This is a genomic window from Streptomyces sp. RerS4, from assembly GCF_023515955.1.
In the GTDB taxonomy this organism is placed as follows: Bacteria; Actinomycetota; Actinomycetes; order Streptomycetales; family Streptomycetaceae; genus Streptomyces.
The window spans coordinates 6198013-6221518 of sequence record NZ_CP097322.1; the positions used below are offsets into that span (position 1 = coordinate 6198013).

At 72.9% G+C, this 23506-nt stretch carries 20 protein-coding genes, 1 tRNA gene and 1 pseudogene; 11 read left to right on the forward strand and 11 right to left on the reverse strand.

Annotated elements, in window-relative coordinates:
* The first annotated feature begins 50 nt into the window (after window positions 1-50).
* Window positions 51-992 carry a beta-ketoacyl-ACP synthase III gene (locus tag M4D82_RS27850; RefSeq protein ID WP_249768928.1) on the forward strand — a complete coding sequence of 314 codons (942 nt, stop codon included), beginning with the start codon at window positions 51-53 and terminating at the stop codon, window positions 990-992.
* A gap of 156 nt (window positions 993-1148) precedes the next feature.
* Window positions 1149-1236, forward strand: a tRNA-Leu gene (locus M4D82_RS27855).
* A gap of 59 nt (window positions 1237-1295) precedes the next feature.
* Here M4D82_RS27855 and M4D82_RS27860 read toward each other — a convergent pair.
* From M4D82_RS27860 to M4D82_RS27870, 3 genes and pseudogenes are all read right to left on the reverse strand, one after another.
* On the reverse strand, window positions 1296-1961 hold the full coding sequence (locus M4D82_RS27860; protein ID WP_249772216.1) for a GOLPH3/VPS74 family protein: 666 nt from the start codon (window positions 1959-1961) through the stop codon (window positions 1296-1298).
* A 362-nt stretch (window positions 1962-2323) separates the two neighbouring features.
* Window positions 2324-3043 (reverse strand): annotated as a pseudogene (locus M4D82_RS27865) (IclR family transcriptional regulator domain-containing protein); the annotation flags it as partial.
* Between the two features lie 807 nt (window positions 3044-3850).
* Entirely contained in the window at window positions 3851-4426 is a 576-nt protein-coding gene (locus M4D82_RS27870) for an RNA polymerase sigma factor (RefSeq protein ID WP_249768929.1), read from the reverse strand.
* A gap of 510 nt (window positions 4427-4936) precedes the next feature.
* Here M4D82_RS27870 and metG point away from each other — a divergent pair.
* Both metG and M4D82_RS27880 read left to right on the forward strand, forming a co-directional pair.
* On the forward strand, window positions 4937-6652 hold the full coding sequence (gene metG, locus M4D82_RS27875) for a methionine--tRNA ligase (protein ID WP_249768930.1): 1716 nt from the start codon (window positions 4937-4939) through the stop codon (window positions 6650-6652).
* 177 nt (window positions 6653-6829) lie between these two features.
* Window positions 6830-8038 carry a glycosyltransferase 87 family protein gene (locus M4D82_RS27880; RefSeq protein WP_249768931.1) on the forward strand — a complete coding sequence of 403 codons (1209 nt, stop codon included), beginning with the start codon at window positions 6830-6832 and terminating at the stop codon, window positions 8036-8038.
* Between the two features lie 50 nt (window positions 8039-8088).
* Here M4D82_RS27880 and M4D82_RS27885 read toward each other — a convergent pair whose 3' ends face one another.
* Window positions 8089-8745 carry a response regulator transcription factor gene (locus M4D82_RS27885; RefSeq protein ID WP_249768932.1) on the reverse strand — a complete coding sequence of 219 codons (657 nt, stop codon included), beginning with the start codon at window positions 8743-8745 and terminating at the stop codon, window positions 8089-8091.
* Window positions 8733-9989 carry a sensor histidine kinase gene (locus M4D82_RS27890; RefSeq protein WP_249772218.1) on the reverse strand — a complete coding sequence of 419 codons (1257 nt, stop codon included), beginning with the start codon at window positions 9987-9989 and terminating at the stop codon, window positions 8733-8735. The genes M4D82_RS27885 and M4D82_RS27890 overlap by 13 nt, the downstream gene beginning before the upstream one ends.
* A gap of 169 nt (window positions 9990-10158) precedes the next feature.
* Between M4D82_RS27890 and M4D82_RS27895 the strand changes: the two genes are divergently transcribed.
* Complete coding sequence (locus M4D82_RS27895) at window positions 10159-10398, forward strand: hypothetical protein (RefSeq protein WP_249768933.1); 240 nt, start codon at window positions 10159-10161, stop codon at window positions 10396-10398.
* A gap of 397 nt (window positions 10399-10795) precedes the next feature.
* Window positions 10796-11572, forward strand: coding sequence for a bestrophin-like domain (locus M4D82_RS27900; RefSeq protein WP_249768934.1), 777 nt, complete (start codon window positions 10796-10798; stop codon window positions 11570-11572).
* A 34-nt stretch (window positions 11573-11606) separates the two neighbouring features.
* On the opposite strand, the gene M4D82_RS27905 is transcribed toward M4D82_RS27900, so the two are convergent.
* The 3 genes from M4D82_RS27905 to M4D82_RS27915 all read right to left on the reverse strand — a co-directional run bounded on the left by M4D82_RS27905 (window position 11607) and on the right by M4D82_RS27915 (window position 14078).
* Complete coding sequence (locus tag M4D82_RS27905; protein WP_249768935.1) at window positions 11607-12791, reverse strand: MAB_1171c family putative transporter; 1185 nt, start codon at window positions 12789-12791, stop codon at window positions 11607-11609.
* The gene (locus tag M4D82_RS27910; RefSeq protein ID WP_249768936.1) at window positions 12788-13345 is read right to left on the reverse strand and encodes a toxin-antitoxin system, toxin component; all 558 of its coding nucleotides are present in this window, start codon (window positions 13343-13345) and stop codon (window positions 12788-12790) included. The genes M4D82_RS27905 and M4D82_RS27910 overlap by 4 nt, the downstream gene beginning before the upstream one ends.
* Window positions 13346-13409: 64 nt before the next feature.
* Window positions 13410-14078, reverse strand: a complete 669-nt coding sequence (locus M4D82_RS27915; protein WP_249768937.1) for a helix-turn-helix domain-containing protein — start codon at window positions 14076-14078, stop codon at window positions 13410-13412.
* Window positions 14079-14295: 217 nt separating this feature from the next.
* Between M4D82_RS27915 and M4D82_RS27920 the strand changes: the two genes are divergently transcribed.
* The 3 genes from M4D82_RS27920 to M4D82_RS27930 all read left to right on the forward strand — a co-directional run bounded on the left by M4D82_RS27920 (window position 14296) and on the right by M4D82_RS27930 (window position 18962).
* A complete protein-coding gene (locus tag M4D82_RS27920) occupies window positions 14296-15279 on the forward strand; it encodes an MmyB family transcriptional regulator (protein ID WP_249768938.1) in 984 nt (327 codons plus the stop codon).
* 191 nt (window positions 15280-15470) lie between these two features.
* Entirely contained in the window at window positions 15471-16826 is a 1356-nt protein-coding gene (locus tag M4D82_RS27925) for a 6-phospho-beta-glucosidase (protein ID WP_249768939.1), read from the forward strand.
* A gap of 36 nt (window positions 16827-16862) precedes the next feature.
* Entirely contained in the window at window positions 16863-18962 is a 2100-nt protein-coding gene (locus M4D82_RS27930) for an MDR family MFS transporter (protein ID WP_249768940.1), read from the forward strand.
* Between the two features lie 18 nt (window positions 18963-18980).
* Here M4D82_RS27930 and M4D82_RS27935 read toward each other — a convergent pair whose 3' ends face one another.
* The gene (locus tag M4D82_RS27935) at window positions 18981-19484 is read right to left on the reverse strand and encodes an NUDIX domain-containing protein (protein WP_249768942.1); all 504 of its coding nucleotides are present in this window, start codon (window positions 19482-19484) and stop codon (window positions 18981-18983) included.
* Window positions 19485-19729: 245 nt separating this feature from the next.
* Window positions 19730-20800, reverse strand: coding sequence for an ATP-dependent DNA ligase (locus M4D82_RS27940; protein ID WP_249768944.1), 1071 nt, complete (start codon window positions 20798-20800; stop codon window positions 19730-19732).
* A 74-nt stretch (window positions 20801-20874) separates the two neighbouring features.
* Here M4D82_RS27940 and ligD point away from each other — a divergent pair, with 74 nt between their 5' ends.
* Window positions 20875-21894 (forward strand): non-homologous end-joining DNA ligase, encoded by a 1020-nt coding sequence (ligD, locus tag M4D82_RS27945; RefSeq protein WP_249768947.1) that lies wholly within the window; start codon window positions 20875-20877, stop codon window positions 21892-21894.
* Between the two features lie 103 nt (window positions 21895-21997).
* Window positions 21998-22243 (forward strand): WhiB family transcriptional regulator, encoded by a 246-nt coding sequence (locus tag M4D82_RS27950; protein WP_249768949.1) that lies wholly within the window; start codon window positions 21998-22000, stop codon window positions 22241-22243.
* A 109-nt stretch (window positions 22244-22352) separates the two neighbouring features.
* Here the strand turns inward: M4D82_RS27950 and M4D82_RS27955 are convergent, their stop codons facing one another.
* Window positions 22353-23324 carry an acyl-ACP desaturase gene (locus M4D82_RS27955; RefSeq protein WP_249768960.1) on the reverse strand — a complete coding sequence of 324 codons (972 nt, stop codon included), beginning with the start codon at window positions 23322-23324 and terminating at the stop codon, window positions 22353-22355.
* Window positions 23325-23506 lie beyond the last annotated feature (182 nt).

Below are 23506 nucleotides of genomic sequence, written 5' to 3' on the forward strand. Positions count from 1 at the left end.
GCAGGAGAAGCTGGGTGATCCTGACTGCCGTACAAAGGGGGACCCCGCCCATGACCGGTTCACGCGTGGTGGCGCTAGGGCACTACCAGCCCGCGAAAGTGATCACCAACGAGGACCTCGCGGCCATGGTCGACACCAACGACGAGTGGATCCGTTCCCGCGTCGGAATCAGGACACGGCACATGGCGGGCCCCGAGGAGCCGGTCGACGAGCTGGCCTACCAGGCCGCCGGGAAGGCCCTCGCCAACGCGGGCCTCACCCCCGACGACATCGACCTCGTCCTGGTGGCCACCTCCACCGCCATCGACCGTTCGCCCAACATGGCCGCGCGCGTCGCCGCCAAGCTGGGCATGGGCGGCGGCCCCGCCGTGATGGACCTCAACGTCGTCTGCTCGGGCTTCACCCACGCCCTGGCCACCGCCGACCACGCGATCCGGGCCGGCTCCGCCACCCGCGCCCTGGTCATCGGCGCCGACAAGATGACCGAGATCACCGACTGGAGCGACCGCACCACCTGCGTCCTGACGGGCGACGGGGCGGGCGCGGCGGTCGTCGAGGCGAGCACGGAACCGGGCATCGGCCCGGTCCTGTGGGGCTCCGTGCCGGAAATGGGCCACGCGGTCCGCATCGAGGGCACGCCGCCGGTCTTCGCGCAGGAGGGCCAGTCCGTCTACCGCTGGACCACGAGCCAGTTGCCGCCGTTGGCCCGCAAGGTGTGCGAGAAGGCCGGGATCACCCCCGAGGAACTGGCCGGGGTCGTCCTCCACCAGGCGAACCTGCGGATCATCGAGCCGCTCGCCGCCAAGATCGGCGCGGTCAACGCGGTGGTCGCCCGCGACGTCGTCGACTCCGGCAACACCTCGGCGGCCAGCATCCCGATGGCCCTGTCGAAGTTGGTCCAGCGCGGCGAGATCCCCTCCGGCGCCCCCGTCCTCCTCTTCGGCTTCGGCGGCAACCTCTCCTACGCGGGCCAGGTCATCCACTGCCCCTGAGGCGGTGTCCGCCCGGCACCCCCACCGCCCGTCCGCGCATGCCCGCAGGTCAGCGCGGCGTGGCGGGGCGGCGGCCTGACCGACAATTGGTCGGGGGCCCTCCGATCCTTTGCTATTGTTGTCCATGTCGCCGCGGGAAACCGGGGCCGACCACCTGTCCGGGTGGCGGAATGGCAGACGCGCTAGCTTGAGGTGCTAGTGCCCTTTATCGGGCGTGGGGGTTCAAGTCCCCCCTCGGACACCAGCGGGAACCCCACTTCGGTGGGGTTCTTTTGCGTTTCGGGACAGCCCCGCCGGCGCCGCCTAAGAGATCGCCGTCATGACGGTGACCGTGGTGAGGACGGTCACCGCCGCCTGCATCTCGCGGATCGCGGCGCGGAGGTGGTCCGCGGCCCATTGGCCCTGGGATATCTCCGCCATCCGGGACTTCACCTCACCGTGGGGGCCGTCGGGGAAGGCCAGGCGGTGGAGCTTCGCGGAGTGGAGCAGGGCGATCAGGCCGGCCGTGCGCGCGTCGGGCTCCGAGCCGTCCAGGACGGCCGCGCGCAGCCGCTCGCGCAGGGCGCGTTCGACGGAGGCGTCGGCCTCGGGGTAACGGCGGACCGGGAACAGGCCGAGCGCCTTGTCCCGCGTCTCGACGACGACCCCCCGCGCACTCAGGCTCCGCAGCGTCGCCGCGACCGCCCTCGTGTGGTCCTTCGTCAGCCAGCCGGTCACCGGGCGCTTGGGCCGTTGCCGCAGCCACGTCCCGATGAGCGCCAGCCGCTCGTCCAGGAGGGCGTCGCCGGTGGGGGTCGTGTCGGTCAGCTCCAGCTGCTTGCCGGTGACCGTGACCCGCCCGGCCAGGACCAGTTCGAGCAGGATGCCGCCCGCGACGGCCCATCCGGCCGCCTGTCGCTTGCGCGCCGATCCGGACTCGTCGTCCAGCGACAGCAGCATGACTTCCTCGGCCAGCGTGACGTTGTTCATGATTGCCCCCCCCGTAGCTCTTACGCACAGGACGAGCGGGCGCGTCGGATGGTTCCTCACATGTGGAGGACCACCAGACCGTCGTGGGCCGGGAGGGTGCCCGGGGTGACCTGGGTGAAGGTGTGGGGGAGGGCCAGGCGCGGGTGGTCCGGGTCCGGGTGGGTGTCCGCGGCTTCGAAGAGGTACGCCGCTGCCGCCGAGGTGTCGCTGACCAGGTGCGGGCCCTCCTGGGCCGTGACGCGGGTCAGCGGCGTACGGAAGAGGCGGCCCAACCGGCGCAGGGTCTCCGGGGTGGCGGCGGCCGTCGGGGCGGACACCGGTACGGGGACCTGCGTCGGGGCGTCCGGGGGGATCGCGCCCGACAGGAGCAGCGCCAGCAGCACCGGCACCGCCTTGCGGCGCAGCGCCTGGGTGGCGGCGTGGAGCCGGTGGGCGTGCGCGGCGGGCAGGGACAGCGCGAGGCTGCCCGCCGCGCCGCCGGTGGCGATCGGCACCGCCGAACACACCACACCGGGCGAGTACTCCCGCAGGTCGAACACGGGAGCGCCCGGGGCGACCGCGTCCAGGGCGTTGAACAGGACCCGGCTGTCGGTGATGGTGCGTGGCGTGAGCCGGGCCGGGCGGTGGCGGGCCACGTGGTCGGCCCGGCCGTCGCGGTCGAGCTGCGTCAACAGGCACTTGCCGACCGCGCTGGCGTGCGCGGCCGCCCGGAAGTCCACCCACTCCCGCACCGGCGGCGCCCCCGGCCCGTCCGCCATCTGCGTGATGCGGACCTCGCCCTCCGCGTACCGGCTCAGGTAGACGGCGGCGCCCGCGCTGTCGCGCGCCAGCGCCAGCGTGCGCTGGAGCTGCCCCGCCAGGCCCGCGCCGCCCGGCGCCGCGAGCCGGTCAAGGGCCGGGCCGCGCGCGTACACCCCCGCCCCGGTCCGGCAGGCGTACTCCTCCTCGCACAGCATCGTCAGGATCGGCCGCAGCGCCGCCTCGCCCAGCCCCGACTTCCGGGCCAGTCGCTCGGTCCGCACGCCCAGCGGGTGCCGCTCCAGGACCTGTACGACGGCCAACGCGCGCCGCGCCTGCGCCAGCGCGTCCCCGTGTCGGGCAGGTCGGCCGCTCGCAGGGGCCCCGCACGGCGACCGTCGGCGCGGGGCGGCGCAGCGGGCGCGGGCCGGGGCGGGGCTGAGGAGCGGCCGGGAGCGGGGGCGGCGGCAGGAACGCGGCCAGGACGGCGGGCAGCCCGGCCCGCGGCAGCGGTACCGGGCCCAGATCGGGGTCGTCCTGCTGGTCGACGTAGCGCAGGACGGCCGCCTGCGCGCACAGCCGTACCTCCCGCAGCTCGCGCCGCCCGCTCGGCCGGTAGCCCCGGCGGCCCAGCTCGCGCGCCCACACCCGGGCGTCGTGGTGCTCGCCGCGCCGGGAGTGGTCGAGGAAGAGGCAGTACGCCGCCTGCGCGGTGTGCGGACTGCCCGATCCGGCGGCGAACTGCCACCAGAAGCGGGCTCCCTCCCGCATCCCCGCCAGGTGCAGGAGGCAGCCGAAGACGACCGCCCCGGGCAGGTCGCAGTGCGCGCTGTCGAGGAAACGGTCGAGGTCGGAGCGGGCGCGGGGGTCGCAGACCACCGCGAGGCAGGCCGCCTTGAGGTCGCGCCGGGCCCGCTCGGAGTCGAGCGGCGCGTCGCGGGCCGGGTCGCTCCACCCGAAGGGCCGGCGACGGTTGCGGCCCCCGGCGGGGAGCGTCGGGCCGGGCACGCGCGGCACGCGCAACAGCCGGGCCTCGGCCGCGCCGAGGTCGTAGTGGGGGTAGCGGTCGCGTACGCGGGCCCGCTCCAGGAACTCGGCGAGCGGGCGCGGGCCCCTGGCGCGGCCGTCGCGGTCGTGGTCCTCGCGGCGCCTCATGATTCGGGCGACGCGTCGAGCAGCCGGGCGAGGCGCCGGTGCGCCTGGCCGAGCTGGGAACGGACGGTGGCCTCGTCGACGCCCATCACGGCGGCGGCCTCTCCGGGGGTGCACTGGAGTCCGTACCGCAGCATCACGGTGTCCCGCTGCCGTTCCGCGAGGCGGGCGACGGCCGAGTAGAACCGGATCGCGTCGGTGAGGATCTCGTACTGATCGGAAGGTTCCGACGGACCGGACTCGTCGCACGCGCCCGACCGGTCGGCGTGCACCTCCTTGAGGGCCGCCTCGAAGGCGCTGATGTCCATCGGTTCGGGCCGGCCGCAGCGCGGGTCGCGGCGCTGCTGCCAGTCCACGATGCGCTGTTTCAGCACCGTCCAGGCGTAGGCGTCCAGGCGGTCCATGTGCAGCATGCGAAGCCATTCGTTCATGATCGAGTCGAACGTGGCGTCCACGGCGTCCTCGGCGGCCTCGTCCGAGCCCAGCTGAAGGTACGCGAAGCGCATGTACGCCGGACGCCGATTGGCGTGGAAGGCCCAGTACGACAGGCGCGCCGTCGGATCCCACTGACTCATGGGCGTCGGCTGCCGCCGTCGGCTGGGCAGGCCCACGGCCCCACCGGACTCCTCCGGTCCGCCATCGTTCACCGTTCCCCACCTCATCCCCTGTGCGGGGCCCATAAGACCAGCGCCGGCGCACTCCGGGGGCGTAGAGCAGCAAGCTGGAGGATTACGGTCGCCGATGATCGAGTCGTGATCGGGATCGATCGGGAGGCGTTTCCGCAGGCCCGTACGCATATGCCGGGTCGGCGCGGGCCCATGGTGCAAGCGCCGCCGCCCCCCCTCCACGACCGGTCCCGGGCGTCGGCGGGCAGCTGTAGCATGGGCCCATTGCGAGGGCCGTGACGGAGAGGTCACTGCCCTCGCTGTTTTTGCGTCATGTCCACCCAGAGAAACGCGGGCGCGTGCCCTTTCGGCGGTTCGATACGATGAACCCCGTCACAGTCCGTCACAGACGGCCCAGGGCCCGCACGCTTTCGCACGTAGTGACCGTCGTCACGCATAAATGAAATGGAGCATCCGAGGATGGCTCGACACCTGATCACCAGCGCGCTTCCCTACATCAACGGGATCAAGCACCTGGGCAACATGGTCGGGTCGATGCTTCCGGCGGATGTGTACTCCAGGTACCTCCGCCGGCGCGGCCACGACGTCCTGTACATCTGCGCCACCGACGAGCACGGCACCCCCGCCGAACTCGCCGCCAAGGAAGCCGGCGTCTCGGTCGCCGAGTTCTGCGCGCAGGCCCACGACGCCCAGAAGGCCGTCTACGACGGCTTCGAGCTGTCCTTCGACTACTTCGGCCGCAGCTCGTCCGCGCAGAACGCCGAGATCACGCAGCACTTCGCGCGCAGGCTCCAGGAGAACGGCTTCATCGAGGAGCGCGCGATCCGGCAGGTCTACTCGCCCGCCGACGGCCGCTTCCTGCCCGACCGCTACGTCGAGGGCACCTGCCCGCACTGCGGCTACGACAAGGCCCGCGGCGACCAGTGCGAGAACTGCACCCGCGTCCTGGATCCCACGGACCTGATCGACCCCCGCTCGGCGATCTCCGGCTCCACCGAGCTGGAGGTCCGCGAGACCAAGCACCTCTTCCTCCTCCAGTCCAAGCTCCAGCACGAGGTCGAGGCCTGGGTCGCGGAGCACGAGGAGGAGTGGCCGCAGCTGGCGTCGTCCATCGCCCGCAAGTGGCTGACCGAAGGCCTGCACGACCGCGCGATCACCCGTGACCTCGACTGGGGCGTGCCGGTCCCGGCCGACACCTGGCCCGAGCTCGCCGCCGAGGGCAAGGTCTTCTACGTCTGGTTCGACGCCCCGATCGAGTACATCGCCTCCACCAAGGAATGGGCCGACGCCGACCCGGCGAACCGCGACTACAAGGCGTGGTGGTACGAGGCCGAGGACGTCCGCTACACGCAGTTCATGGCCAAGGACAACGTCCCGTTCCACACGGTCATGTTCCCGGCCACCGAGCTCGGCACCCGCGAGCCGTGGAAGAAGGTCGACTACGTCAAGGCCTTCAACTGGCTGACGTACTACGGCGGCAAGTTCTCCACCTCGCAGAAGCGCGGCGTCTTCACCGACCAGGCCCTGGAGATCCTCCCGGCCGACTTCTGGCGCTACTTCCTCATCGCCAACGCGCCCGAGTCCGACGACTCGTCCTTCACGTGGGAGCACTTCGCCGCCACCGTCAACAAGGACCTCGGCGGCACCCTCGGCAACTTCGTCAACCGCGTGCTGACCTTCTCCCGCAAGAAGTTCGGCGACGAGGTCCCGGCGGGCAGCCCCGCCGGCGAGGTCGAGGCCAAGCTCGGCGAGCAGATCGCCGAACTGCTCGCCGAGTACGAGGGCCACATGGAGACCCTCCAGTACCGCAAGGCCGCGGCCGCGCTGCGCGCCCTGTGGTCCGCCGGAAACGCGTACCTCGACGAGAAGGCCCCCTGGCTGGAGGTCAAGACCGACCTGGAGGGCGCGGCGCTCACCCTGCGCACCGCCATGAACCTGATCCACCTCTACTCGGTGGTCTCCGAGCCGTTCATCCCGGCCTCGGCGCGCGCCATGCGCTCCTCGTTCGCACTCGCCGACGACACGGCCACCTGGGTCACCCCCGAGCAGGCCAGGTCCCTGGACGCGGTCCCGGCCGGCACCCCGTTCACCGTGCCGCCGGTGCTCTTCGCGCGCATCACCGAGGAGGACCTGGAGTCCTACCGCGAGCGCTTCGGCGGCAACCCGGACGCCTAGGCTCCCGGGCTCCCGAGCCTCGATGACACCCCGAAGGGGCGTGACCCGCGCGGTCGCGCCCCTTCGGCGTAGGCCGGGCAGGGTCGCGGGGTGGGGCCGGGGGGTAGGGAAAACCCGACCGTGAAGGCTCCACCTGGGCGTGCAGACCCGGCGGGGCCGCGCGGCTGGAATGGGGGCATGACCCTTTCCCCCGTCGCCCGCCGCGCCGGCGGCTGGCTCCTCGCCGCCGCCTGGGCCCTGTCGTTCCCACTGTTCTCCTCACTGGGCCCGCACCGGTTGTGGGGGTGGTGCGCGGCCGCCGGCTACCTCGCCGCCGCGGGCGCCGAGGCACTCGGGCGCAGGCGGGCGGCACTGGGCGCGGCCCTCGTGGGCGCGGTCGCCGTGCCCCTGCTGTACCTCGTCCTGACCGGGCAGGGGCAATCCGAGGTGGCGGTGATCGAACGCTCCGGGCGGCTCCTGCTCGACACCGGACGCCTCTACGTCGACCAGCCGACCCGCGTCGAGGACTACACCCCCTACCTCCCCGCGACCGCCCTCCTCGGCCTCCCGCGCGCCCTGCTCGACGGGGCCTTCGGGCCGGGCGGGGAGTGGGCGGTGCGACTGCTGGGCGACGCCCGCCTCTGGTGCGCGGCCGTCCTGTTCGCCTGCCTGGCGGTGGCCCGCCGACTGTTGGGCTCCGCCCCCTCGCCGTTGCTCCCGCTGCTGGTGGCTTCGCCGGTGGTGGCCATGCCGCTCGTGGTGAGCGGGGTCGACCTGCCGCTGGCGGGGCTGTGCTGCCTGGCGCTCGCGGCGGCCGTGTCCGGGCGGCCGGGGCCGGCCGGGGTGGCCCTCGCGGCGGCGTGCGCCCTCAAGTGGACGGCGCTGCCCGCGGTGGCGGTGGCCGTCGCCGTCCTCGCCGCCGGGCGGGGCCCCCGGGCGGCGTGGCGGTGCGCCTGGGTGACGGTAGCGGTCACGGCCGCCCTGGTGCTGCCGGGGGTACTGCTCCAGCCGACGGAGCTGTGGCGGCAGGTGTTCGCGTTCCCGACCGGGCGGGCGGAGGTGCCCACCCCGGCGAGCAGCCCGCTGCCGGGGCACCTGCTGGCCGAACTCGGTCCGTGGGGGTGGAACCTGACGGTGGCTCTGCTCGGGGTGGGCGCTCTGGCGGTGGCGCTCTCGCTGGCGCTGCGGCCGCCGCGCACGCTCGTGGCGGCGGCCGACCGCCTCGCGATCGGCCTCACGGCGGCCTTCCTGCTGGCCCCGGCCGGCCGCTTCGGCTACCTGGCGCTACCGGTGCTGCTGGCGGTCTGGGCGCGCTCGGCCGCGGCTCCCGAGCCCTCCCGCATCGTGGCCGGCTCGCCGGGCCACAACGTCGGGAGCGGCGCCGTCACGAACCGGGCGAACGCGTAGTCCTTTCCGTTGGCCCGTACACGGGGCCCATGCGGCGCCGACCGGTGGGGTCAGTCCTGCGCGCCGCGCACGTGGGCCAGGACCGCGAGGACGCGCCGGTTGCCCTCCGTCGGGTCCAGGTCCAGCTTCGTGAAGATGCTGCTCGCGTGTTTCACGACCGAGGCCTCGGTGATGAACAGCCGCGCGGCCAGCGCCTGGTTGTTGAGGCCCTCGGCCATCAGGGCGAGCACCTCCCGCTCGCGCGGGGTCAGCCGCGCCAGCGGCCGGTCCGCCGCGCGGGGGGTGAGCAGGACGCGGACCACCTCCGGGTCGATGACCGTGCCGCCCTCGTGGACCCGGCGCAGGGCGTCGAGGAACTCGGTGACGTCTCCGACCCGGTCCTTGAGCAGATAGCCGAGCCCGGCCGCCGAGGCCCCGGTGAACAACTGGGTCGCGTACGCCGTGGCCACGTACTGCGAGAGCACCAGGACCGGCAACGACGGGTCCCCGGCGCGCAGTTCGAGGGCCGCCCGCAGCCCCTCGTCCCGCAGTCCGGGCGGCATGCGGACGTCCGTGACGACCACGTCCGGCCGTTCGGCCGCCACCGCCCGCAGCAGACCGGGCGCGTCGCCGACGGCGGCGAGGACCCGGTGACCGCCGAGGGTCAGCAGTTCCGTCAGCCCGGCCCGCAGCAGGACGGAGTCCTCGGCGAGGATCACCCGGAGCACGGGACCTCCACCCGGAGTTCGGTGGGCCCGCCCACCGGACTGGACACCATCAGCCTGCCCTCCAACATCGACACCCTGTCCGCGAGACCCGCCAGGCCCGTTCCCGCGCCGGGATCCGCCCCGCCGCGGCCGTCGTCGGTGACGGTCAGGACGAGCCGGCCGCCCTCGACCCTACCGGCCACCGCGACGTGCTCGGCGCCGCTGTGCATGGCCGTGTTGGCGAGGGCCTCGGTGACGGTGAAGTAGGCGGTGATCTCGACCCGTTCCGGCAGCCGGGGCACGTCGAGGTCCACCTCGACCGGTACCGGATGACGCAGCGCGACCTCCGCCACGGCCGCCGCGAGCCCGTGGTCGGTCAGCACCTGCGGGTGGATGTCCCGTACGAGGTCGCGCAGTTGCTCCAGCGCCCGCTTGGCCTCGCCGCGGCCCCGGCCGATCAGCGCCACCGCCTCGGCGACCCCCGCCGCCTCGGGGGCCGTCCGTAGCCGCATCTCCGCGAGGCCCAACGTCATGCCGAGGGCCACCAGTTGCTGCTGCGCGCCGTCGTGCAGGTCCCGCTCGATGCGCCGCCGTTCCGCTTCGAAGGCGTCGACCAACCGCACCCGCGAGCGCGTCAGTTCCAGGACCCGGTCGTCCTCCGCGCGCGGCCCGAGCAGCAGTCGGGCCGTCTTGACCTGCGCGCCGGCGATCAGCGCGCCCGCGTACGCCGCCACGATCAGGGCGACCAGACCGGCGGCGGTGCCGCCCAGGGCCTCCAACGGCCCCGCCACGACCTGACCGGGTATCAACATCACCGGTTCCGGGGCCAGCGCCCACACGACGACCGGGGACGCGACCAGCAGCAGCGCGAACGCCACCAGCGTGAGCACCCCGAAGCCGGCCGCCCCGAACACCACCCCGAACAGGGCGGCGTACCCGAACTCCCGCCAGGTGGCCCGCTCGCGCAGCCGGGTCCGCAGCCAGGCGGCGGCGCCGGCCCCGGCGAGCGAGGTGTGCGGGTCGGCCACGGGCGCCGGCTCGACCCACCGCAGCCGTCGCCGCTCCAACTCCCCGAGCGGCACCGCGCCCGCCAGGGCCCCGACCAGCAGCACGAGCCCGATCCCGGCCACGGCCAGCAGCACCCCGAGGCCGACGAGCGACACCAGCGCGAGCAGCGTCGCGTACCCGAGCACGAACCCGCTCCCGAGGTACGCCCAACACCGCCACGGCCACCACGACCCGAGGAACCGCCCCGGCCGCCGCATCGCCCCCCACACGGCCACACCCGTGTCCACGCCCACCTCCACCCCCACCTCCGCGCTGCCCCTCGCCCTTCGGACCGGGATCTCGACCCGTTCGGCGCGTGTCGAAGCGCGGCCTTGATCGTTTCTTCAGCGTAACCCTCATACAGGCTGCCGAATCGGGAGGACCGCGGTGACGGCTTGGCAGTACTACGCCGGGGCGGGCATGGTGGCGGCGCTCTGCCCCCTCCACGGTCACGTCGCCGTCGCGGGGGACGGCCACGGCCACGGGGCGCGGGTCGACGTCTGCGTCCCGGCCGGGCGGCCGAAGCCCCCCGCCGTGCTTCCCGGCCCCGGTACGCGGCCGCACGGCCCCCGCCCGCACACCCCGGGCCCGGGACGCCGCGCCCCGACGCGCCGCCCGTACGGGTGACCCTGCCCGGCGCGCAGCGCCCGACCGCGAGCCACCCCGGGCAGGCGCCCGGCCTGGCTCCGACGCCCGAACCCGCGCCCCGGCGCCGGGGACGGGCCGCAGCCGCCGCCGCCGCGCCGCCGCCGAGTCCGCACCGGACGCGGCTCCGGCGAAGGCCCCCGCCCCGCCCGCGCCCGCAGCCGCCGCCGCGTACACGAGCGCCTTCCACGTGCGCCCGTACCGTTCCATCGCCTTGGCCCGGCGCGGCCCGGACGGTATGAGCACCATGATGCTGATGGTGGTCGTCGCCACCCCGGCCGTGCTCGCCGCCGCCGCGCTGCGCCCCCGCTCCAAGGGCCGCGGCCAGAGCGCCCCGGCCCGCTGACGCACCCACCGACCCACGAACGGGAGACTTCTCGTGTCCGAATGGCTGGTCCTGGCCATCGCCATGGTGCTCGTCTGCGCCGCCGTCCTCGTCATGACCACGATCCGGCACCGCCGGGTCGCGGCCGACGAGGACACCAGCGAAACCCCCGACGTCATCGAGTACATGACGATGATGGTCGGCGTGGTCTACGCGATCGTCCTGGGCCTGGCCATCGCGGGCGTCTGGGAGGCACGCGGCGCCGCCGAGGACAGCGTGCGCCGCGAGGCACAGTCCCTGTACGAGGTCAGCCAGCGCGCCGACGTCTACCCGGCCGCCGTCCGCGACCGGATCCGCGGCGAGGTGGACGCGTACGTCACCCACACCGTCGCGGTGGACTGGCCGCGCATGGCCGACGGGGAGGCCGCCTCCGCCGAGGGCGCGCGGCTGCTCGGCAAGCTGCGTACGGACGTCACCCACCAGACGCCCGCCACCGAACTCCAGGCGCAGGCCTACCAGCCGCTGTTGGACCACATCGCGGCCGCCGACGACGCCCGGCACTCGCGCACGCAGAGCGACGACACCACGCTGCCCGACGTGATCTGGGTGGGACTGGTGGTGGGCGGCGTCGTCACCATCGGGCTGATCTTCACCCTGCAGATCCGCCGCTCCGGGCGGGAACTGCTGCTCGCGGGGCTGTTCAGCGCGCTGATCGTGTTCCTGCTGTTCATGGTCTGGAGCTTCGACGCGCCGTTCGGGCGCGACGGCGTCGACTCGGCGGCCCCCTTCCAGGACCTGTTCCCGACCACGTCGGTCACGGCCTCGCGCTGAGCACGTCCGGCTCGCTCGGCGCCGCGGGCGCCGCTCAGCCCGCCGACAGGGCCGCCTGCCGCCGGGTCGCCGCCACCACCGGCGAATGCCGCAGGGCGTGGGAGATGCGTACGAGGTCCCGCGCCCCGTCCGCGAGGATGAGCACCCGCTCCTCCTCGGCGGCGTCCTCGGCGGCCAGGCCCTCGGGGTCGGCGGCGGTGGCCCGCACGGCGGCGGCCACCATCGCGGCGTCGGCGACGGCGCGGGCCGTGACCTCGTCGGCGCCGTCGGCCAGGGCCTGTGCGTAGGCGGCGTCGCGGTGGCGGCGGTCGAAGCAGGGGCCCAGGCGCAGGAACCCGTCATGGATGTCGGACTCCCGCTGGATCACCCGGATCTCGGCCGGCGACCACCAGGACATCCGTACCCCCGGGGTGCCCTCGGGGGCGGTGCTCTGCACCTCGTGCCACAGCGTGCCGAGCTGCCGGTACGTCGACCAGGTCTGCCAGCTGTCCGAGGCGCGCTGGCACACCAGCGGCAGCACGAAGCCCACGGCGCTGACCAGCGCGCCGATGGAGGCCAGCGGCGGGGCGACGTAGGTGCTGAGGTCGTCGAGGTCGTGGCCCAGCCAGCGGGCGACGACGGCCGACATCTTCGTGGCGTCGTAGGTCAGGCTGAAGGCGTAGCCCGCCACGATGATCACCAGGCCGCCGCGCAACCAGCCGCGCACCTGGAGCGACCAGCGCCAGCACATCGCCACCATCGTCATCGCCGCCACGTTGTGCGCCAGCAGGTAGAAGGCGATCATCAGGCGGATGTACGGGGTGTTCGCGTAGAAGGTGTCGAAGTCGCGCAGGCGCTGCTCCGGGGCGTCACCGAGGGCGAAGAGCACCATGATCGCCGCGATGACGGTGGCGTAGCCCGATATCCAGCGCCGCGAGGTGCGCCGGATCTCCTCGGGCGGGCCGCCGCGCCAGTTGAACATCAGCACCAGGCAGGAGGCGCTGAAGGCGGTCATCAGGCAGTACACGAGGGGGGCGGAGAAGTTGGGGATGCCCGTCCACTCGTTGACGGCGCCGATGGTGGGCGGGGCGGCGAAGGTGAACACCGCCCCGGCGAGCGTCAGCAGGACACAGACCGACCGCAGGAGCGGGTCGCGCCAGTTGTTGCGCAGGGCCGGCAGCTTGAAGACGAGGGCGATCGCCATCGCCGCCGCCGGAATGTAGTAGTCCTGTCCTTTCAACGGTCGTTCCTGTGCCCCCGGTAGCCGAGGGAGGTCTCGATGCGGCCGGCCAGCTCGTCGCGCTGGGCCGGGGCCCGGTGCGCCGCCGACCCGGCCAGCCAGGTGCGGCAGCGGCTGCCCAGCAGCAGGCCGAAGGTCTCGGCCTCGGTCTCCTCCTGGACGTCGGCGCGCGTGCGCGCGGCGACGCTGCGGACCGTCTCGCCGATGTCGATCTCGTCGGTGAGCATCCGGGCGGCGACGGCGGAGCCGTCGACGTGGTGACTGCAGTGGCCGGCCTTCATGTGCCACAACTCGTGACCGAGGATCACCAACTGGTGGTCCGGTGCGGTGCGCTCCTCGATGACCACCAGATCGCGGTCCGCCATGTCGAGCCACAGGCCGCTCGCCGTCCCCTGGGGGAAGGCGGCCATACGGAACTCCACCGGGCGCCCGCGATGCCGGCTCATGCCCTCGCAGAGGGCGGCGTAGAGATCCGCGGGTTCCACGGGGGCGGCCAGCTTGATGCCGGCCACCAGCTCCGCGCACAACCGCCGCTGCGCTCTGCCTATGCTCACCGTTCTCCCCGTCGGCGCGGATCCGGATCAGGACTCAAGGATCAGATCCAGACTTTCGACTGGGTCATGATTCGTTCGGTTTGACACTTTCGAGAAGCATGTCCAGCCATTCGGTCACCTTGTCCCGGTGCTTGTCGCTGGGCAGTTGGGCGGCCCGCCAGGCGATGCCCCGCACGCCGTGGTTCTGTAGGAGTCTTGCCAGCGGATCGCCCGCCGAAGCGGCCTCGGCCGATACGGTCTGGCGTTCGTGTTTGGCGAAGTCCTGGAGCAGCTGCTGCTCGGTCCGCTGGAGCGCGTCCGTGAGGGCGTCGGCGTCGTGGGCGGTGAGGAAGCCGGCGTGGACCCCGAAGAAGCGCTGGATGGCGTCACAGTGCTCCATCGTGGGGCGGCGGTCGCCGTTGATCAGGGCGCCGGCCTGCTGGCGGGACATCCCGGCACCGTCCGCGATCTCCTGCTGCGTGTAGCGGCGCCCGTTCGACTTGACCCGGGTGCGCCGGAGCAGGTCGAGGCGCTGGAGGAAGCGGGCCTGGAGGTCGGGTTCGCCGGCCCGCCTGCCGTCGAGCAGGGTCTTGATCACGTCCGTCGGAACCCCGGAGGCCTCCGAGAGTCGACGCAGGTCGAAGACCTGGTTCAGGTCGCGGCCCATTTTGTTCGCGAGTTCGGCGACCCGCGTGACGGTCGCTGCCAGGGGCGCGTTGGCCACCGCGACGGGAGCCGGGAAGCCGTCTGTCACCAGTGGTTCTCCTAGATCGCGCGAGGTCAGTGGGCACGTGGTCGGCCTCAGGGAATCTATCCGGTCTGCCACGGGAGAGCCAGAACTTGCCACAGCTGTGGCGCGAATGAGCTGTCGCAAGGCTGGAATTGCCACAATAGTTGACACTCGAATGAAGTCGGTAGCAGGATCGCCACAACGAAATGAAGATCCAGACCGTGAGGAGGGGGAGCTCTCGGTGCCACATCTCGCAGCGGTGGGCCAGTCCGATGGCCTCGTCCGAGCCGGTGAGGAGCGCCTGGCGGGCGAGGAGTCCGCGCGTGGCGCAGTGCGGTCGGAGCGGCGCAAGGAGATTTTGCGTCAGCGCCGTGAGGAACTGGGCCTGAGCCAGGAAGACCTCGCGTCCCGGCTGCGCATCAGTGTCCGGGCCTACGGGAACTGGGAGCGCGGGCTCGTCAAGGAGTGGACGGACCGCAAACTCCTGGCCTTGGCCGAGGCCTTGGAGATGAGCGAGCGGCAGTGCTTCTGGCTCTTCCGGGTCATGGTCGACCGGGATCCGCCGCCCACCTGGCGCGCGGCCGAGGAGAACCGCCTCCCGCGCGATCCCGCCCAGCGCGACTACCTGTGTGACTACGCGGCCCTCATGGAGGCCTCGCCCTACCCCACCTTCCTGGTGGACCACCGTTGGGACGTGGCCCTCACCAACTCGGCCTTCGACCGGCTCTTCCAGTCGGTGCGCCCGCACCCGACGGCCCTGCCCGACGACAACTTCCTGCGCTTCGTGCTGTTCCACCCGGACGCCGCGGCCGTGCTGGAGGACCACGAACCGGGCTGGTGCGTGCCGCTGCTGGCGCAGTTCGCCGCCGCGCTGGCCGCCGCCCCGGACGACGAGGGGCTGCGGAGCATCCGTCAGGAGGTGGCCCGTGACCCGTTCATGGAGGCCGCCTACCGCTACGGCGTCCCGCACTGGCTGAGCACCCACGGGGAGCAGGCCGCGCGGCGCGACGGCGCGGTGCGCACCGTGCGCCACCCGGAACCGGGTTGGGGTCCGGTGCGGTGCCGGACGGTGGCGGAATCCGGCCAGATGCTGGAGGCCATGGGGCTCACCCGGATCACCTTCGTGCTCTCCTCGCCGCAGGGGCCGCCCACCGGCCCGGCGGCGGGCACCGACTTCCCCCGGCAGCAGGGCGCTCGCCTGCGGGCCGTGCCCTCGCTCGACTGAGGCTCGGGGGCACACTGGTCCCCTGAAGCGTGTGCCACGGTCGGTGCCACGATCCGTGACACCGCCCGAATGTCACGGATCGTGGCAGCGGGCGGGGTGCGGATCGGCGCGCCGGGCGGGGTCGAGCCGGGGCGGAGCTCCCGGCCGGCGGGCCCGGGGCACCGTTCGTGACGGCGAAGGGCGGTAGGGGCGTGCGGTTGACCATCCTCGGCGGGGGCGGATTCCGCGTCCCGCTCGTCTACGGGGCACTCCTCGGCGATCACGCCGAGGGGCGGGTGTCCCACGTGACGCTCTACGACGAGGACCCCGGCCGGCTCACCGCCATGGCCCGGGTCCTCGCGGACCAGGCCGCGGCCGTCGGGGCGAAGGACGCGCCCGAGGTCACCGCCACCGGGGACCTGGACGAGGCCCTGCGCGGCGCCGACTTCGTCTTCTCCGCCATCCGCGTCGGAGGCCTGGAGGGCCGCGCCGCCGACGAACGGATCGCCCTGGCCGAGGGGGTCCTCGGCCAGGAGACGGTCGGTGCGGGCGGGATCGCGTACGGCCTGCGGACGGTGCCGGTGGTGCGCGCGCTGGCCCGCAGGATCGCCCGTATCGCGCCCGAGGCGTGGGTCATCAACTTCACGAACCCGGCCGGCGTGGTCACCGAGGCGATGGCCGAGGAACTCGGGGACCGGGTCATCGGCATCTGCGACTCCCCGGTCGGCCTCGGCCGCCGGATCGCCCGCCTGCTCGGCGCGCGGCCCGAAGAGGCCTGGATCGACTACGTCGGCCTCAACCACCTCGGCTGGGTACGGGGCCTGCGCGTCGGCGGGCGCGACGAACTGCCCCGACTGCTGGCCGATCCCGAGGCGCTGGAGTCCTTCGAGGAGGGCCGGCTCTTCGGCGCCGAGTGGCTGCGCTCGCTGGGCGCCGTCCCGAACGAGTACCTCCACTACTACTACTTCAACCGTGACACGGTACGGGCGTACCAGGAGGTCAAGCAGACCCGCGGCGCCTTCCTGCGCGACCAGCAGCGCGGCTTCTACGCCGAGGCCGGCCGCCCCGGGCAGGGCGCCGGGGCGGCGCTGGCCGCCTGGGACCGGACCCGGGCCGAGCGCGAGGCCACGTACATGGCCGAGAACCGTGAGGTGGCGGGGGTCGGCGAGCGCGAGGAGAGTGACCTGGAGTCCGGCGGGTACGAGCGGGTCGCGCTCGCGCTGATGCGGGCCATCGCCCGCGACGAACGCGCCACCCTGATCCTCAACGTCCGCAACCGCGCCACCCTGTCGGTGCTCGACGCGCACGCGGTGATCGAGGTGCCCTGCCTGGTCGACGCGAACGGCGCGCACCCGGTGGCCGTGGACCCGTTGCCGCTGCACGCGGTGGGCCTGGTGACCTCGGTCAAGGCGGTCGAGCGGGAGGTCCTCGCCGCCGCCGCGAGCGGCGCGCGGGCCGACGCCGTCAAGGCCTTCGCGCTGCACCCGCTGGTGGACTCGGTCGCGGTGGCCCGACGCCTGCTGGACGCGTACGCGACGGAGCACCCGGGCCTGGCCTACCTGCGCTGATACCGCGCGGGTGCCACCCGTACGGCCCTGTGCCGGATGCGCGGGGGCGGGGGCGCTGTGAGAGTGCGAGATGTGACCACTGCCCCCGCCGTCCCCCTCGCGGCGCCGCCCCTGCCGGACCGGCGGACGCGCAACGTCATCTTCGGGACGATCATGCTGGGCGTGCTGCTGGCCGCGCTCGACCAGACGATCGTCGGCACGGCGCTGCCCACGATCGTGGCCGATCTCGGCGGCGGCGACCACATGTCGTGGGTGGTCACGTCCTACCTGCTCGCGGAGACCGTCGCGACCGTGCTCGTGGGCAAGTTCGGCGACATGTTCGGCCGCAAGCTCATCTTCCAGATCTCGGCGGTCGTCTTCATCACCGGCTCCTTCCTGTGCGGTCTCGCGGGCAACATGACCCTGCTCATCCTGTGGCGGGGCGTGCAGGGCATCGGTGCCGGCGGTCTGATGGTCACCGCCATGGCGCTGATCGCCGATGTGGTGCCGCTGCGCGAAAGGGGCACGTACCAGGGCGCGATCGGCGCCGTCTTCGGCGTCTCGACCGTCATCGGCCCCCTGCTGGGCGGCCTGTTCACCGACCACCTGACCTGGCGTTGGTGCTTCTACGTCAACGTCCCCATCGCGATCCTCGTCGTCATCGCGGCGGCGCGCACGATCCCCGCGGTGCGGACCGTCGGGCGGCCGGTCATCGACTACCTGGGCATCGCGCTGGTGGCGATCGGTTCGAGCGCGCTCATCCTCGCCACGAGCTGGGGCGGCAACGAATACGCCTGGAACTCCGCCGTGATCATCGGCCTGTTCGCGGGCGGCGCCGTGGCGCTGGGGCTCTTCTGCCTCGCGGAGGTGCGGGCCGCGGAACCGATGCTGCCGATGCGATTGTTCCGCAACCCGGTCTTCACCGTCTGCTCGGTGCTGAGCTTCGTCGTCGGCTTCGCGATGCTCGGCGCGTTGACCTTCCTGCCGACCTACCTCCAGTACGTGGACGGGGATTCGGCCACCGTCTCGGGCGTCCGAACGCTGCCGATGGTCATCGGCCTGCTGATCGCCTCCGTCTTCAGCGGCAACGTCACCAGCAAGACGGGCCGGTACCGGATCTTCCCGATCGTCGGCTGCGCGGTGATGGGAGCCGGGCTGTACCTGCTGTCCCTGATGGGACCGGGGACCGACGCCTGGCTGGAATCGCTGTACATGTTCGTCCTCGGTGTCGGCATCGGCCTGTGCATGCAGGTGCTGACCATCGCCGTACAGAACACCGTGGACTACGCGGACCTCGGCACCGCCACCTCCGGCGTGACCTTCTTCCGTACGCTCGGCAGCTCCTTCGGCACCGCGGTCTTCGGGACCATCTACGCCAACACCCTCGGGCCGACGCTGACGACGGCCGTCGCCGACGCCGCCCGGACCACCGGGGCGGACCCGGCGTCGCTGGGCGCGGCGGCGCAGAGCCCGCAGGGGGTGCGCGGCCTGGAACCGGCCGCCGCCGCCCCGGTGATCGGCGCGTACGCGGACACCCTCCAGACGGTGTTCCTGTGGACGGTGCCGGTGGCGGTGATCGGCTTCGTCGTCGCGCTGTTCCTCAAGCAGGTCCGGCTGCGGGACTCCGCGCGGGCCGGCTCCACGGACATGGGCGACGGGTTCGCCTCGCCGGCCACGGCCTCCGGGGACTCGGCGAAGCTGCTGGAGCTCGCGGTCGGCAAGCTGGTGCGGAACATGGGGCCGGACACCGCCCGCGCCATCGTGAACGGCTCCGACACACGGCTGGACATCGCCGGCGCGTGGGCGGTCATGCAGGTGGACCTGCTGACCCGGACGGTCGGCCACGCGGGCCTGGGCATGGTGGCCGCGCGGCGGTCTGTGCCGCCGGAGGTGCTCCTGCCGGTGTTCGACCGCATGGCGGAGGAGGGGTACCTGACGCGGCAGAACGGATTCTTCTCGCTCACCGAGGCCGGGCAGCGGGAGGCCGACGTCATCTCGGCGGCGTGGGCGCGCTGGCTCGGCGACCGGCTGGAGCAGGACCGGGGGCGCCCGCGCAGCGCCGAACTGCGGGTGGCGGCGGACGCGATCGCCAAGCGGCTGCTGGCGGAGGACCTGCGGGAGGGCAACTTCGCGCCGGTGCGCGTCGGGCGGCTCTGAGGGCCCGTCCGGCAGCGGTCAGGCGCCCGCGCTCGGGTAGTCGTACGAGGGCACGTGCGGCAACGCCGTGAGGTCGGGCCGCCACGCGCGCAGGACGGCCGCCGAAGGCGCGTAGAGCTCCGCCGGGATCTCCGTCGGGGCGAACCACCGCCAGCGGGAGATCTTGTGGGGCTCGGTGACGGTGGGCGTGCCCGAGGCGGAGCGGGTGAGCGCGGCGGCCGTCAGGCGGGTCAGGGGCGCGGCGGCGTCGATCTGCACGGCGAGCACCGCGATGTCGCGCGGGTCGGCCCGCAGTGACGTCTCCTCGGCGAGTTCACGGGCGGCTGCCGCCTCGAAGCCCTCACCCGGGTCCACCTTGCCGCCGGGCAGTTCCCAACGGCCGTCGTGCGCCTGGCCGAGCAGGAGTCGGCCGTCGGCCGCCAGGACGATCAGCCCGACGCCGACGACGGCGTTCGGCTGGGGGACGGCGCGTTCGCGGGGGTGGGGGGTGGTGGCGTCGGGGGTGTCGTTCGTGTCGGTCATGGCCCACATCATGTGTCACACGGGAGCCGTCGGGCACGACCCTCCCTGATGTGCCGGATGTGTGCACGGATATCGGATGGTTGTGCGGGCCTCGGTCGGGGGTGGTGCGCGCGGGCTCTTCGGCCGGCGGCGTACCGCGTGGGCGCGGCCGGGCGCCGGGGCGGCTCCGAGCATCGGTTGGCGCGGGCCGGCTGCCGGCCGGGCACCGTCGAGCGGCACCGTACCGGCGGCGGCGCCGGGCGGGGTCACGGGGTGGGTGTGCCGAGCACCTCGCCCAGGTCGTAGCCGACCACTTCCTCCAGTTGGGCGTAGGTGCAGCTCTCGGGGGTGCGGTCGGGGCGCCAGCGGGCGAACTGGGCGGTGTGGCGGAAGCGGTCGCCCTCCATGTGGTCGTAGCGCACCTCGCAGACCCGCTCGGGGCGCAGGGGCACCCAGGACAGGTCCTTCTTGCCCGTCCAGCGGCTCTGTGCGCCGGGGAGGCGGGCGCTCTCGTGCGCGGCCTCCTCGGCCCAGGCGGCCCAGGGGTGGCCGGCGGCGTCGGGCATGCGCAGCGGGGCGAGTTCCTCGACCAGTTCGGCCCGGCGCTTCGCGGTGAAGGCGGCGCAGACGCCGACGTGCTGGAGCGCGCCGTGGGTGTCGTACAGCCCGAGGAGGAGCGATCCGACAATCGGACCGCTCTTGTGGAAACGGAAACCCGCGACGACGACGTCGGCCGTACGCTCGTGCTTGATCTTGAACATGAGTCGGGCATCGGGCCGGTAGGGGAGGTCGAGGGGCTTCGCGATCACCCCGTCCAGCCCGGCGCCCTCGAACTGCTCGAACCACTGGCGCGCGAGCGCGAGGTCGGTGGTCGCGGGCGCGAGATGGACGGGGGGCCGTGCGGTGGACAAGGCATGGACGAGCAGCTCGCGGCGCTCGTCGAGCGAAGTGTCGAGGAGGGCTTCGTCACCGAGGGCGAGCAGGTCGAAGACGATGAAGGAAGCGGGGGTGGTCCGCGCCAGCAGCTTCACGCGGGAGGCGGCCGGGTGGATCCGCTCGGTGAGCCGGTCGAAGTCGAGACGCCCGTCGTGGACGATCACGACCTCGCCGTCCACCACGCAGCGGGCCGGCAGGTTCGCCTTCAGGGCATCCGCCAGCTCGGGAAAGTACCGGGCGAGGCTCTTGCCCGTACGGCTGCCGATCTCGATCTCGTCACCGTCGCGGTGCACGATCGCCCGGAAGCCGTCCCACTTGGCCTCGTACTGCATCCCCGGCGGGATCTTCGCCACGGACTTGGCGAGCATCGGCTTCACGGGGGGCATCACCGGCAGATCCATACCTGGATTCTGCGGTGCCGCGTCCGGACGCGCCCGGTGTGCGCACCCGGCCGGGCCCGCCTACCGTGGCGCACATGGGTGCTGCGGGTGGTGCGATCGAGCTCGAAGCCGGCGGGCGGACGGTACGGCTGTCCAGCCCGGACAAGATCTACTTTCCGGAGCGGGGCCTCACCAAGAGGGACGTCGCCGAGTACTACCTCGCCGTCGCGGACGGGATCACCCGCGCCCTGCGCGACCGGCCCACGACCCTGGAGCGGTTCCCGGAGGGGGTGGAGGGCGAGTCCTTCTTCCAGAAACGGGCCCCGAAGAACCTGCCCGACTGGATCCCGACCGCGCACATCGCCTTCCCCAGCGGCCGCACGGCCGACGAGATCTGCCCGACCGAGCCGGCCGCCGTCCTGTGGGCCGCGAACCTCGGCTGCCTCACCTTCCACCCCTGGCCGGTACGGCGCGAGGACACCGACCGACCCGACGAGCTGCGCATCGACCTGGACCCGCAACCGGGCACCGACTACCACCACGCGGTGGCCGCCGCCCACGAACTGCGCGGCCTGCTGGAGGAACTGGGGTTGCGGGGCTGGCCCAAGACCTCCGGCGGGCGGGGCCTGCACGTGTTCGTGCCGATCGAGCCGCGCTGGACGTTCGCCGAGGTCCGCCGCTGTGCGATCGCCCTGGGCCGGGAGCTGGAGCGACGCATGCCCGGCAAGGTCACCACCGCCTGGTGGAAGGAGGAGCGCGGCGAGCGGATCTTCGTCGACTACAACCAGACCGCCCGCGACCGGACCATCGCCTCGGCCTACTCCGTCCGCCCGCGCCCCCACGCCCCGGTCTCGGCGCCGCTGCGGTGGGAGGAGGTGGGCGAGGTGGAGCCGCGCGATTTCGACATCGTGACGATGCCGGCCCGCTACGCCGAGGTGGGCGACCTGCACGCCGACATGGACGATCATGCCTTCAGCCTGGAGCCGGTACTGGAACGGGCGGACCGCGACGAACACGACCACGGCCTCGGCGACATGCCCTACCCCCCGGACTACCCCAAAATGCCGGGCGAACCCAAACGCGTCCAACCCAGCCGCGCGAAGCACAAGGACTGACCGCCGGCAGGCGGCCGGGCTGCACGGCCGGGGCGCACGGCTTGCGCGCTCGTGTTGATCGGGTGTTGATCGGACGTCCATCCCGGCGGGTCAGGATCGGCGCATGTCGATGAACATGACCACCGCCCCCGCCTGGTACGACCTCGCCCTGTGCGCGCAGACGGGGCCCAGCTTCTTCTTCCCGGAGCCGGGCTCCTCGCTCACGGACGCGAAGCGGCTGTGCGGGGCGTGCGAGGGGCGGGCGGCCTGCCTGGAGTACGCGCTCGCGAACGACGAGCGCTTCGGGGTGTGGGGCGGGCTCTCGGAGTCCGAGCGGCGCGCCCTGCGGCCGGAGACCGTAAGGGGCTGACGCGCGCCGCCCCCCGGCCGGAGCGGGGCTCCGGCCGGGGGGCGCGCGGGGTCGTCAGCGCGGGGTCGTCAGCGCGGGGTCGTCAGCGCGGGGTCGTCAGCGCGGGTCGTCAGGCCTTGCGGGCGGCGAGGCGGGCGGCGCGGGCCGCAAGGCGCTCGTCGAACTTGGCGGCCTCGGCGTCCAGGCCGTTCATGAACAGCCCCAGCTCCTCCTGGGCCTTTTGGCCCTCCGGGCCCAGACCGTCGATGTCCATGATCTTCAGGAAGCGGATCACGGGGCTCAGCACGTCGTCGTGGTGGATCCGCAGGTTGTAGACCCCGCCGATCGCCATCTGCGCGGCCATCCGCTCGAAGCCGGGCATGCCGTGACCGGGCATCCGGAAGTTCACGACCACGTCGCGCACGGCCTGCATCGTCAGGTCCGGGGCGATCTCGAAGGCCGCGCCCAGCAGGTTGCGGTAGAAGATCATGTGCAGGTTCTCGTCCTGCGCGATGCGGGCCAGCATCCGGTCGCAGACCGGGTCACCGGACTGGTGGCCGGTGTTGCGGTGCGAGATGCGGGTCGCGAGCTCCTGGAAGGCCACGTACGCCACCGAGTGCAGCATCGAGTGGCTGTTGTCGGACTCGAAGCCCTCCGACATGTGCTGCATCCGGAACGCTTCCAGCTTGTCCGGGTCCACGGCGCGCGAGGCCAGCAGGTAGTCGCGCATCACGATGCCGTGCCGGCCCTCCTCGGCGGTCCAGCGGTGCACCCAGGTGCCCCAGGCGCCGTTGCGGCCGAAAAGCGTCGCGATCTCGTGGTGGTAGCTGGGGAGGTTGTCCTCGGTCAGCAGGTTGACCACGAGCGCGATCTTGCCGATGTCCGTGACCTTGGACTGCTGGGGATCCCAGGCCTCGCCGTCCTCGAAGAAGCCGGGGAAGTTCCGGCCGTCGCTCCACGGGACGTACTCGTGCGGCATCCAGTCCTTGGTGACCTTCAGGTGGCGGTTGAGCTCTTTTTCGACCACCTCTTCCAGCGCGTACAGCAGCTTGGCGTCGGTCCACGCCTGCGAGCTGCCGAGGTGGGGAGAGGTGATCGTCACGGGTGCTCCTGGGGACAAAGCGAATTACCTACGGTTCCGTAGCCTACGGAGTCGTAGGTTAAGCGCGACATCAAGGCCAGCCAAGCCCCGCCCGTACCTATGCCCGGTTACATCCGGTTATCTATGCAGTTTGAGGGGTCGCCGAAGGGGCAAAGGGGGGCGAGAATCACGCCGGAAGGTGG